This window comes from Lysinibacillus sp. NPDC059133 (assembly GCF_042755925.1).
In the GTDB taxonomy this organism is placed as follows: Bacteria; Bacillota; Bacilli; order Bacillales_A; family Planococcaceae; genus Lysinibacillus.
This window is the reverse complement of record NZ_JBHZDH010000002.1, coordinates 26,050-38,297: the sequence shown is the minus strand read 5'-3', so window position 1 is coordinate 38,297 and position 12,248 is coordinate 26,050. Positions and strand designations below refer to the sequence as shown.

At 33.3% G+C, this 12,248-nt stretch carries 8 protein-coding genes and 2 pseudogenes; 6 read left to right on the top strand and 4 right to left on the bottom strand.

The window, feature by feature from the left end; translation table 11 throughout:
• The first annotated feature begins 55 nt into the window (after positions 1–55).
• From ACFXN8_RS01480 to ltaS, 6 genes and pseudogenes are all read left to right on the top strand, one after another.
• Positions 56–826 carry a CPBP family intramembrane glutamic endopeptidase gene (locus ACFXN8_RS01480; RefSeq protein ID WP_386842230.1) on the top strand — a complete coding sequence of 257 codons (771 nt, stop codon included), beginning with the start codon at positions 56–58 and terminating at the stop codon, positions 824–826.
• Between the two features lie 194 nt (positions 827–1,020).
• Positions 1,021–1,335: pseudogene (locus tag ACFXN8_RS01475) on the top strand (GNAT family N-acetyltransferase); the annotation flags it as partial.
• A 179-nt stretch (positions 1,336–1,514) separates the two neighbouring features.
• Complete coding sequence (locus ACFXN8_RS01470) at positions 1,515–2,117, top strand: class I SAM-dependent methyltransferase (protein ID WP_386842228.1); 603 nt, start codon at positions 1,515–1,517, stop codon at positions 2,115–2,117.
• A gap of 241 nt (positions 2,118–2,358) precedes the next feature.
• Entirely contained in the window at positions 2,359–4,338 is a 1,980-nt protein-coding gene (locus tag ACFXN8_RS01465) for a Na+/H+ antiporter (RefSeq protein ID WP_386842226.1), read from the top strand.
• 133 nt (positions 4,339–4,471) lie between these two features.
• Positions 4,472–4,670: pseudogene (locus tag ACFXN8_RS26500) on the top strand (IS5/IS1182 family transposase); the annotation flags it as partial.
• A gap of 765 nt (positions 4,671–5,435) precedes the next feature.
• Positions 5,436–7,388 (top strand): lipoteichoic acid synthase, encoded by a 1,953-nt coding sequence (gene ltaS / locus ACFXN8_RS01455; RefSeq protein WP_386842222.1) that lies wholly within the window; start codon positions 5,436–5,438, stop codon positions 7,386–7,388.
• 269 nt (positions 7,389–7,657) lie between these two features.
• On the opposite strand, the gene ACFXN8_RS01450 is transcribed toward ltaS, so the two are convergent.
• From ACFXN8_RS01450 to ACFXN8_RS01435, 4 genes are all read right to left on the bottom strand, one after another.
• The gene (locus ACFXN8_RS01450) at positions 7,658–9,004 is read right to left on the bottom strand and encodes a histidine kinase dimerization/phospho-acceptor domain-containing protein (protein ID WP_386842220.1); all 1,347 of its coding nucleotides are present in this window, start codon (positions 9,002–9,004) and stop codon (positions 7,658–7,660) included.
• Positions 9,001–9,639, bottom strand: coding sequence for a response regulator transcription factor (locus ACFXN8_RS01445; protein ID WP_386842218.1), 639 nt, complete (start codon positions 9,637–9,639; stop codon positions 9,001–9,003). Before ACFXN8_RS01445 ends, ACFXN8_RS01450 begins: the two co-directional genes overlap by 4 nt.
• A gap of 12 nt (positions 9,640–9,651) precedes the next feature.
• Positions 9,652–10,224: a glycoside hydrolase family 73 protein gene (locus ACFXN8_RS01440; protein ID WP_376071091.1), complete on the bottom strand. Its 573-nt coding sequence runs from the start codon at positions 10,222–10,224 to the stop codon at positions 9,652–9,654.
• 290 nt (positions 10,225–10,514) lie between these two features.
• Positions 10,515–11,816 carry a glycoside hydrolase family 5 protein gene (locus ACFXN8_RS01435; RefSeq protein WP_386842216.1) on the bottom strand — a complete coding sequence of 434 codons (1,302 nt, stop codon included), beginning with the start codon at positions 11,814–11,816 and terminating at the stop codon, positions 10,515–10,517.
• Positions 11,817–12,248 lie beyond the last annotated feature (432 nt).

Here is a 12,248-nt window from a genome sequence, read left to right as displayed (position 1 = left end):
TAGTTTTATTTATTAACAATAGGCATGTAATAATTTCTTAGGAGGAAACTGGCTCATGAAAAAGATAATCAACTGGAAGCTATTCTTCCTACTTACTGCCGTAAGCGTCGTGACGGGCGTAATGGTTATGCCGTTTACGTACGCGCTTGTGCAACTGCCAGATAACGCGCCTATGCAGATCATCATACCTGCGCAGATAGCACAAACACTGGTGTTGGGTGCGCTGGTAAGCTTTTTCGGATTGCTTTTGGCGCGACATATTGGATTTGGCGCACCGATTTTGGAGGGAATTACAGGCGGTGAAAAGCGAAAGGGCTATTTGAAATCTATACTCGGTTCATCTGTCCTTTGGGGCATTTTGGGCGGTGTGCTTGTCGTTTTACTGTGCATCCCGTTCTGGAATATGTCTGTTGAACTGATGAAGGCAGAAATGGCGGTGCCGGTTTGGAAATCCGCGCTTGCGATTTTCTATGGCGGTACGGCAGAAGAAATATTATTCCGGCTTTTTTTGATGACGCTTTTGGTTTGGATTGCTTCCAAAATCAAAAAGGCGAAAGATGGAGGCCCAACTAAAATCGGCGTGTGGTTGGCAATAATTATAACAGGGGTGATTTTTGGCCTCGGTCATCTCGGAATCACGGGCGCGATGACCGCGATCACCAGTGACGTAATCTTCCGGGCGGTATTGCTTAACGGCTCTCTCAGCGTTATTTATGGTTGGCTCTACTGGAAAAAGGGGCTGGAGTCGGCTATGATTGCTCACTTTTCTACCGACTTTGTGTTGCATATACTAATTCCGCATGTAATAGCGCCATTATTTATCTAATCGGAAATTATGGACATAAACGAAAAAAATAATCATTGGTAGTGGATCAAAAAATGCTTTGAATGGAATTTTGTAAATAGGGGGGGTTCTATTAAAATAACCTTGTGATTTTAGAATTTTTGATAAATGAGTTATAAAAAGATTCTTTTGTTGGCGTTCGGTACTCCGAAAGTGTGCATCAAAAGAATCTTTTTATTTCACTTTTTCATAATAAATCTCATCCCGTTAGATTTAAGAAACAAGAAGATTTAAAAAAACTACAAGATTTAAGTATCGAAACATTCCATGCTACATTTAAAGATCCGAATTCATCTGAAAATATGAAAGTTTATATAGAAAAGGCATTCAATGATAAACAACTGAAAAAGGAATTATCTAACATTTTTTAGGAATCCTATGTCATCTATGACGGCGAAGAAATTGCTGGCTATTTAAAGGTAAATATAAATGGGGCTCAAACTGAACAAATGGGGGATGAGTCACTCGAAATTGAGAGAATTTACATTAGGGTGGGTTATTTTAATACGTCTCATCTTTATATTCTCAAAAGCATGACTGGCGCCGCATGTAAAGGAGTCGAATTTTAAAGTTTACGACTGTCACTAACGAAGCAATTAGTTGAAATATTATTTACAGAATCGTATCTTATTATTTAGGTTGTTTATTTAGTCTGATCGGAGAGATAATAATGGGTAATACTGATAAGTTTGAAATGATAGCTAATATATATGACACTCCTGAAAGAATACAAATTGCAAAGGTATCATCAGATGCCATCAGTAATTATTTAGTTGACGCTAAAAGTAAGAATGCTATTGATTTTGGGTGTGGAACTGGTCTTGTCGGGATGAACTTGTTAAACGAGTTTAATTCTATGCTTTTTCTGGATACATCACAAAACATGGTTAATCAAATAAAGCAAAAAGTAACTAATTTTAATATTCAGAATGTAGATACATTATGCTTTGATATTGAAAAGGAAAGTATAACGGATTTACGTGCCGACTATATTTTTATGGCTCAGGTTCTACTCCATATTCATGATGTTGAATTAGTTTTATCAAGATTATTTGATGTTCTTAATGAAGGAGGACATCTACTGATCGTAGATTTTAATAAAAATGAAAATGTAGTTTCAGATATTGTTCATAACGGATTTAATCCCGAAGAGCTAACCGACATTATGACTAAAATAGGGTATAGGAATATTCAATTCAAAACTTTTTACACAGGAAATAAAATATTCATGGGACAAGATGCGTCGATGTTTATTCTTGATTCAAAAAAGTGACCCTTGTTACTATTTTTATTATAGAAAAGCCGTTTCGCTATAAAGAAACGGCTTTAACATTACCTCTCGTAGCGTATAGAATACCTGATGATGGAAAAATGTAAATACAGTCTGTGAACAAATACTAACTGTTGAAAAAGCTGAATTTTACTGCAAATATGTGTAAAAGGGGGATTAGTCGGCTAAAATTTGGTTGACTTTGAAAAATTGAAGGCAATTCTTTATAAAAAGGAGACCGTGCATGGAGATCTTAATATCGATATTAATGCTACTTGTATTATTATTAGTGACAAATGTTCTGGCACATTATATTTCCTTCATTCCGATTGCTCTCATTCAAATTGCAGTTGGAATTATAGTTGCTTTAGTAGCAAAGAATTTCACCATTGAGATTGAATCAGAATGGTTTTTGCTATTGTTTATTGCACCGTTACTTTATTATGATGGGGCACATTTTCCTCGTGAACAATTATGGAAAATGCGATTACCGATTTTAGGCAACGCTATTATCTTAGTATTATTAACGACTATTGTGGGTGGCCTTTTTGTGCACTGGATGATTCCATCGATTCCTTTAGCGGCTGCCTTTGCTTTAATGGCTATTTTATCGCCTACTGATCCAGTGGCCGTAAATGGTATCGCCAAACGAGTTCGTATTCCAGATCGTATTATGAATTTAGTTCGCGGGGAATCTTTAATCAATGATGCATCCGGGTTAATCGCGTTTAAATATGCAGTAGCGGCGATTGTAACAGGTTATTTTTCGTTGAATTCAGCAACAAATGACTTTATTTATATGTTTTTTATAGGTGCATTTATTGGGGTATTTGGTGCATTAGTATTATTTTGGATACGTCTTCGTATCCGGCGTATAGGAATTGTGGATATAACATTTTACGTCTTGCTACAAGTTCTAACACCCTTTCTTTTATTTTTCATATCAGAAGAATTATTTCATGCATCAGGTGTCATTGCAGTCGTAGCAGGAGGAATTGTTGCAACAATTATTAAAGAAAAGACAGAAAGTATCATTGCACAGGAACAAGTGGTAACGCAAAATGTTTGGTCTATCGTTATTTTTACATTAAATGGGATTATCTTTATTTTACTTGGATTGATGCTACCTTCTGCCACAAATTCTATACTCGCAAGTGAGGAAATGCACAATAGCGTACTTATTTTATATGTACTAGCTATTGGATTGATGGTATTATTGATCCGTTTTATTTGGACGATGTTCTTTAATATACTGGATAAAAAAATATTTAAAAGCGAAGAAATAACAACAATCAAGGATCATATTGTTACAACACTTGTTGGAGTACGTGGAACTATCACAATGGTAGGGATATTATCATTACCGATATTAACAAATAGCGGGGAATTATTTCCTGAACGATCATTGCTCATCTTTTTAGCTGCAGGTGTTATTTTATTCACCTTAGTAATGGCTACTATATTTTTACCTTTATTAAACACTCAAGAAATAGCCCAACAGTCCAATTTAATTGATGAAAAACGAAAAATGATCAGACATGCCATTCATAGTATTCAACTTGAAACGGTTGAAGAGAATGCTCCTGTAGCGCTAAGGTTAATGAATCAATATAACGCGATGTTATTGAATATTGAGCGAGAACAGTCTGAAGAAGCACTTCAAGCATACAAGCAAAAAATACTGGAAGCTCGAAAAATTGGGTTGGAATTAGAAATAATTTATACGAATCAATATATGGCTGATCATGGATTAAATGGATCAATTCAACATGAAATCGAGTATAGATTTAAAGAAAGAAAAGATTCGTTAAATAACCGAACATTTACTTTGCTAAAACGTCGTTTACGTTATTTTATACGTGAACGGAAGATGAGCAAATTACCTGCCAATGTTGTAGAACAAATTGATACTGTAAAAAAAGATTTAACAAATTATGTGTCATCATCAATTATAAAGCATGTTCAAGAAACGGAAGAATTTTCTTTAGATATTGCGCAAAAAGTGGAGATGTATTATCGTCACTTACAATATTCATCTTATAAAATGGATACTTCAATACAGGAAGAACAAAAAGAATACTTAGCCTTAATAGCAATTGAAGCACAAAGAAATCTTATAAATGAATGGTATCAAGCTGGTGAAATAAATAATGAATTAGCAAAAGAATTAAGAAGGTTTGTAAATAATTTAGAAAGTGTTATTTTACTTGAAGAGGAAGAATAAATGGTGACGGCCTAGCATAATTTGCTGGGCTTTTTATTTGCTTCGGTGGACTGGCTATTTACAACGATAGGTGATTGTGATGAATCAACTAATTTTACTTAGATGTAGCGCTAATAATGATATTGCCTTCTCCAAGGCAAATGCGAATAAATTTACGTTCGTTTGGAAGAAATCCATCGAAAAAATTTCATGGTATCTTGATAGAGAAATCGAACCAACTATACAACGAGCTGTTTGAAAAAGAGATACTACCTGAAATTGAACGAGAAAGCGAAGAAGAATTAACTCTAGAAGAGCTAGCTCAAATAGTAGAAAAAGTAGATGAAACGATTCACAAATTATATTGTTCGAAAACAGAAATACTCCTACGCTTCGCTTTCGCGCAAAAAACATCCGCTGGCCTAAGCACAAAACCGATTCCGGACACAATTATGCCGAGGCATAAAAACTTACAAAATTATAAGGTACATGTCATCAAAATTAATTGTTAAAACTAAGATTATGTTTTAGAATTACTATTGTTGAAAAACTCAATTAGAGGTCACTCGGCCTAAAGTGCAACACAGGTAATAGTAAACTAAAACAATTATATTTTGCATCTGAAGATTGCCATCCATAAACGAAAACTGAAAAATACTGCTATCGCAACGTCTCTTTTATTTCCGAATTATATGAAAGTAGGAAATATGAATAAACAATTCAATGAGTAATGAGGTATTACAATGGTTTAAATACTCCGTAAATGTAATACGAACATAAGCGGGGGATTTTTATGGAACGTGTTTGCAATAATGGATAGAAATGTACGTATTATTTTATAGCTTGACAGAAGTCTAAATGGGGAGTAAGCTACACTAGCTGTGAAAAAAACTATTGTGAAGTAACAATTTTTAAAATGAAATACTTATAAACTAAGTTAATATATATCTAGATTTAAATTTAACTTCTTTCAGCGGGTGTCCAAACGCCCGCTGAAAGAAGTTAAAGCCTCCGGCGGATGTCACGGAATCGGAAAGGAGTGCTTTGTGCAAGCACTCCTTTCCGATTCCGGACGCAATTATGCCGAGGCATAATTGATTAAGTTAAAGAGGTGCAAAATGAAAAATTTAATAAGTAAAAAAGATAACCTATTAAACAACTTTTTAGGGATATATGCATTAGCTGTTTTAATGTTATGGATTAAAACATACATCGCTCAAACAGCACAATTTAAACTAGGAGTAGAAGGATTCCTTCAACATTTCCTTTTACTAATAAATCCACTAGGTTCAGCAATGCTATTTCTAGGAATTGCCTTTTTATTTAGAGGAAAGAGAAAATATACATCACTAGTTGTAGTTTATACTCTGATGTCTATTGTTTTATATGCCAATATTGTTTATTACCGATTTTTTAGTGATTTCATTACATTACCTACAGTTACACAAACGCAGAACTTCGGAGATTTAGGTGGTAGTGTTCTTTCTTTACTAAAGCCTTATGATTTCTTGTTCTTTGTGGATGTATTTGTAATGTTTTACCTACGATTCTCAAGAAAAATACAAAAAGATAGCAATCGTTTTGGATATAAAAAAGCAACGGCAATCATTACTTTTGCATTAGCAATATCAATCCTAAATTTAGGACTAGCTGAATCTGACCGTCCGCAACTATTAAGTCGAGGTTTTGATAGAAACTATATTGTGAAATATTTAGGAATGTATAACTATACAATTTATGATTCAGTAGAAACGATGAAAGCATCTTCACAGAGAGCTTTGGCGGATAGTAGTGATATTACAGAAGTGATGAACTATACAAAATCCAACTACGCCAAACCTAATGCAGAATATTTTGGTAAAGCAAAAGGAATGAACGTTATCTATTTACATTTAGAATCATTCCAAAACTTCCTGATCAACTATAAATTAAACGGTGAAGAAGTTACACCATTTTTAAATTCATTAACAAAAGATAAGAATACAATGTATTTTGATAATTTCTTCCATCAAACAGGTCAAGGTAAAACTTCCGATGCAGAATTTATGCTGGAAAATTCTTTATTTGGGTTACCACAAGGGTCTGCTTATATTACAAAAGCACAAAATACGTATCAAGCAGCTCCTAGTATTTTAAAAGATTATGGTTATACATCTGCTGTATTCCATGGTAATAACGGAAGCTTCTGGAATCGAAATGAGATTTATAAATCATTTGGATTTGATCACTTCTTTGATGCTAGTTATTATGACACGAACTCTTCAGAAAACATGGCTGAATATGGTTTGTTAGATAAACCATTCTTTAACCAATCTGAAAGTATGTTAAGTTCGTTACCACAACCTTTTTATACGAAATTAATTACGGTAGGGAACCACTTTCCATATAAAATGGATCAAAACTTAGTAACAATTAATAAAGCTGATACTGGAGATGCAAGTGTAGATAATTATTTCCAAACAGCACGTTATGCAGATGAAGCAATCGAACAAGCCTTCAATCAATTAAAAGAATTAGGCTTATATGATAATTCGATGATTGTTCTTTATGGTGACCATTACGGTATTTCAGATAATCATAATAATGCGATGGAACAAGTCATAGGAAAAGAAATTACACCATACGAAAGTGCTAATTTACAACGCGTACCATTATTTATACATGTTCCAGGAATGCAAGGTGGAACGGACCATACTTATGGTGGCCAAACAGACCTTCTCCCAACGTTATTACATTTACTAGGAATTGATACGCAAAAATTTGTTCAATTTGGTTCAGACTTACTATCAAAAGAGCATGATGAAGTTGTACCATTTAGAAATGGCGGTTTTGTCAGTCCAACGATTAATTCAATTAATGGGAAATTTTATGACAATAAAACAGGTTTACTACTAGATGATAGTCAATTAGAGTTTGCGAAAACTATCAAAAATGAAGTAGATCGTAAATTGGAATTATCTGATAAAGTCGTGAATGGTGACTTATTGAGATTCTATACGCCAACAGATTATACGCCAGTTGATCGTTCTAAGTATAATTACTCCAAAGATGCGAATGAAGAAACTAATTAATTGCTGCAATTTGCTAGGCAGTTCAAGAATATGTATTTGATATTTGAGTATATTTTCAAAGAAAAATCGGAAAATTTCACATCAGAAAAGCGCGGGAAATCAATGTTTCTAAAATTGATTTCTCGCGCTTTTTAAGGATTTTCCTACTCATCATCTAAAAGATAGAAAAATGTAATTAGTTGTTTTTTTTCAATTATATTAGAGTAGTCCAACAACAGGTATCAATTCATTTTAGAACGCATCAAATTAAATTATGATTTTAATATGCATCAATGCAATGTAGGATTTACAAAATCGATTTCAAAATTAATTTTACCGTTAGATAGCCTTGCTTGAACTGAATATCCTAATTGTTCAGTAAGGCTTTTAACTGTGGCAAGTCCAAGCCCAGTACCTGAAAAGTTCTTGTCACGAGAACTTTCGCCAACATAAAAAGGCTTCCATATTCTAGAAATATCTGTAAGCGTGGTATCATTACTAATTTTAAATACACTGTCTTGACCAAAGCAAATCTGAATTTCATTTCCAGAAGCATATTTGATTGCATTACTAATCATATTTTCAAATATGAAATGTACTTTATCTTGTTCAGCCGTCAGTATAAATTCAGTAACTTCAGTTTTAAAATAAATTTGTTTTTCTCCTTGTATATGTCGATAGTTATTCAGTATGTCATTAATCAACATAATTAAATCAAAGTTTGTTTTATTAGAATCATTTTCTTCTGTTTTGGCGAAATAAAGCATATCTGTAATTATTTTTTCCATTCTATCAACTTGCTTGTTAATGGTTGCAAGATAAGTTCCATCATCCATACCATCTTCAATTCCACTGGAATATACTCTAACTAATGCTAAAGGAGTTTTAAGCTCATGGGTTAAACCTATCATAAATTGCTTTAAGTCAATGTTCCGTTTAGATAAATCTTGTTGCGCCTTTTCAAGTGCCTTACTCATTTTATTTATACTTTTTGCAAGGTCCTCGATTTCATCTCCGGTCCGAATTTCAGCCTGTTTAAATTCCAACTCGCCAATTTCTTTTGCAACTTTTTTGAGTTCATTTAACGGTCTTGTTAGATTTCGAGATAGAAAGGCAGTAATAACAATAATCACTAAGATGCTGGCAATCAAAAAGAATATGTTAAAACGATTAATAAAATAAGCTATATCAATAAAATTAGCCATAGAGGCTCCAATCATAATTAGCTGATTATCATCTTTTGAATAATGTGCGATAAAACTGGACTTTTGTTTTCCTTGATTATAAACTTTGCCTACAATTTTATCCTCATTAACTTTTTGTAATACTTCTTCGGAAACCCAAAATTTATTAAGTGCAATATGTTCTCTTGCAAGTTGCTGTTTTAAATTTTCATTCAGGACATTAATATTATCTTTTAGCGATACTGAAAGAATAGTTACATCAAATTGATGCTCCACCAAACTCTTATCTTCAAATTCCTGATATACTGAAAAAGCATTAGTTACTTTTTGGTTCAATTGATAAAGATAATATTTTGGTAGAAAAAACTGACTTACCGCAAGTGAGATGCTAAATGTGATGATAACAACAAGAGTTATATAAATAGTTAATTTTGTTCCAATTTTTCGTTTCATTCCCTTGTGCTATATCCAACACCACGATGCGTTTGGATAATATCCTCTCCAATTTTTTCACGTAGACGCCGAATATGTGTATCTACCGTCCTTGGATCACCCTCGTAGTCCATTCCCCATATTAAATCAAGTAGTTGATCTCTCGTTAATATTTGTCTTCTATTTTGGCTAAATATACGTAAAAGCTCGAATTCAGTCTTTGTTAAAATCAATTCTTTTCCAGATCTCCATACACGTTTGCTTGAAATATCAAATGAAACATCGTTTATTCGTTGAATGGATTCCATTTGTAACAATTTTTTCGCCCTCATTAATAAAACTTTTGGATAAAATGGTTTATTTACATAATCATCAGCGCCATCAGATAAGGCAATAAATTCATCTTCTCCAGTATCTCTAGCCGTTAGTATTAATACTTTAATTTTTTGAGTCTTCTTCATTTCGCGGCAAACTGTAATCCCATCTTTTTCTGGCATCATCCAATCCAAAATGGCCAAATCAATTTTTTGATTATAGAAAATATCAAGTGCCTCTGAACCATTTGTAGCCGTAAATACCGTAAATCCTTCCTTTTTGAAATAACTTTGTAAAATCTTTAACATATCTAGTTCATCATCAGCGATAAGAACATTCATTATATTTATCTCCTAATTGTCATATTTCCCTAAATTATACTGTTCTATAATAGCAATTATTTTTTCAGGATACATAGGATCTGTGGAATAGTGATTTTTTTTCAAAGCATGGGCTGCTTCCTGATAATTCGCTGCAGCAAGAACATCATAGTATTGATGCTCATTCCAACTCGTTCCTTCTAAAATTAATTTAGTATGGTCAATAAACGCACTTTTCAAATCTGGATAAGCTCTAAATTCAGTTTCAATTGTATAACTTTTATTATTTTTATATTCCATAGTTGGCATTGTTACTGAATTGCCTTTATAGCTACCTTTTATCCCAAATAAATTATTTGCTTTTATAGCCAATTCACTTTTGCCATAATTCGATTCTAATATAGCCTGTGCAATTGTTATACTCGGAAATACTCCTCCTGTTTGTTGCTTTAATTCTACAGCTATAGGAGCAATTTCATCTATAAAATGATTTTCTCTATTTTCTTTTTGAAATAGTCTTATAAAAAAAACAGAAAGTAAAGCTAAACAAACTACTAGTATAATTATTGACACTTTGCATTTTCTATATTTGCAGATTCTTTTCATAATATAACCTCTTTTTAAATGAATTTATTACTTGTATTTTAAAAGAGGAATGTTACAGTCATTTGACAAAAGAATAATATTAGATGAAAAACCTTTAACTTATTTCAGCGGGTGTCCAAACATCTGCAGGCCTAAGCAAAAAGCCGATTCCCGACGCAATTATGCCAATGCATAATTGATTTCGATTAATGAATACTTTGTTCACTTATTTCTATAAAAAAGTAGTACAAACTTTGGTTTGTACTACTGATAAAATAATATTTTCTATATCTATGCGTAAAAGGACAAGGTTATTTGTTCAGTCCTTTTTTCAAGGCAGCCCAAATCGAATTTTCAACTTCTATATCTTTTCTATCCGGTAGTTCGCCATTTTCATTAGCTTCCCAATATGCCCACTTGACTGGCTGATTTCCTAATTCAAAATCCATACCTTCCCACGTATCTTCACGAAATGCATAAAATGCCCAGTGCCAACCGTAATCATCGAAAATATCGATTAAATCCTGTATATATTGATCGGCTCCACCAACCATTCGGTTAATTCCAAACTCTTCAGCAATAATCCGGTTGTTTGATATATTGTGTTGCTCTGTCCATTGTGCAACTGGTTCTAAAAACTCTTTCAATGCAGCTTTATCGAACATTTTTTCTTCTTGATCTTCACCAACCTTCACCTTGCCAGGATAAGTGAATGTGAATCCTTTTTTCCGATTTTGGCTTGTCATTTCATAAGGTTCATACATATGGAATGCATATAACACATTATCGTCATCTATTGGTTTTAAATAGTTAATTGCCCATGGAGTGGCAAATAAACCTGAATCTAATATAATCGGTGTGTCAGAATCTACTGTTCGTATAGAATCTACAATTGTTCCATAAAGCAGGTTTAAATCTGCAGGAGTATTTTCCAATTTGTTGTACCATTTGTCATAATCCTCTGTCCAAAAATCATTATATCCCGTAGCTGTTTCAGGATGTGGCTCATTAATTACGTTATATCCAACCACTGCAGGATGATCTTTCAAACGGAAGGCAAGATCTTTCCAAAAAAGCGCTGCTTGCTCATGATATTTAAAGTCTTTCCAAATACGGTCGTCATTTTCATAGTTATTAAACTGCCTCCAACGATTTCCTGGAAGACTTAGAACAGTTAGTACAACTTTTGACCCTCTTGTATATGCTGCATTCAAATCCTCTTTTAACTTTATAAAATCTTCTTCAACAATTCCCTCATATTGATCTGCATTACCGAGTAAGAAATCCTTATTAGGATTAGGGTCAGGTTCGTCATTAAATAAGAAATCTTTATCTTTTGCCCATTTATCAGGTGCTAAACGGATAAATTCAATATTGAATTTATTCGCCTCTTCATAATTTTCCGGTAAAGAAGTAGAATTCATAAAATTTGTTCCTTTTCTTTGACCATCCCAAAAATCTTTTTTTATTTCCTTTACTTCTTTTATTTCCTGTGTCTTTCCTTGCTCTAAAGAACTACAACCAGCAGCAAGTGCTACTGTCAAAGCACACCCAAGGGAGGCTATCATTTTGAATTTATTTTTCAGCCATTTCCTTTGATTTATTCCTCTCATATTATCCACCTCGTGATATATACTACTGAACCTATGTTACGTGAATGTGACAAATTAAGCGGATGTGTGTATGTTATCTGAAATCAATTTAAGGAACTTTTAAAAGTAGCTAATGAGGAATATTCGGTAGGGGAGAGAAAGCAAATTTAGTTTAATTAAATTTCTAGTCGAGAAATGACAGAAGTTCTTGTTGATAAAATCGGACGAACAGCAACGAGTATTGCTTCTGGAGTGACTTTGTTATGTGCAAGTTTATTAGCAGCATTCGCACCAAGCGATTTTTATGATTCTAGGGGGACTATTTATCCAGTCGTTTGGTCTAGAAAAGCTTGAGTATTATGATAAGTTTCACTACAAGACACTAATTCGAGTAGTTTGATAGAGGAAGCCCATTAGACCTTGTTCTAGAGTTAATGGGCTTCCTCGATTAAA

Excerpts from the sequence above, each read along its gene's own strand:
- ACFXN8_RS01480 (WP_386842230.1), top strand. The coding sequence starts at position 56 with ATGAAAAAGATAATCAACTGGAAGCTATTCTTCCTACTTACTGCCGTA.
- ACFXN8_RS01470 (WP_386842228.1), top strand. The coding sequence starts at position 1,515 with ATGGGTAATACTGATAAGTTTGAAATGATAGCTAATATATATGACACT.
- ACFXN8_RS01465 (WP_386842226.1), top strand. The coding sequence starts at position 2,359 with ATGGAGATCTTAATATCGATATTAATGCTACTTGTATTATTATTAGTG.
- ltaS (WP_386842222.1), top strand. The coding sequence starts at position 5,436 with ATGAAAAATTTAATAAGTAAAAAAGATAACCTATTAAACAACTTTTTA.
- ACFXN8_RS01450 (WP_386842220.1), bottom strand. The coding sequence starts at position 9,004 with ATGAAACGAAAAATTGGAACAAAATTAACTATTTATATAACTCTTGTT.
- ACFXN8_RS01445 (WP_386842218.1), bottom strand. The coding sequence starts at position 9,639 with ATGAATGTTCTTATCGCTGATGATGAACTAGATATGTTAAAGATTTTA.
- ACFXN8_RS01440 (WP_376071091.1), bottom strand. The coding sequence starts at position 10,224 with ATGAAAAGAATCTGCAAATATAGAAAATGCAAAGTGTCAATAATTATA.
- ACFXN8_RS01435 (WP_386842216.1), bottom strand. The coding sequence starts at position 11,816 with ATGAGAGGAATAAATCAAAGGAAATGGCTGAAAAATAAATTCAAAATG.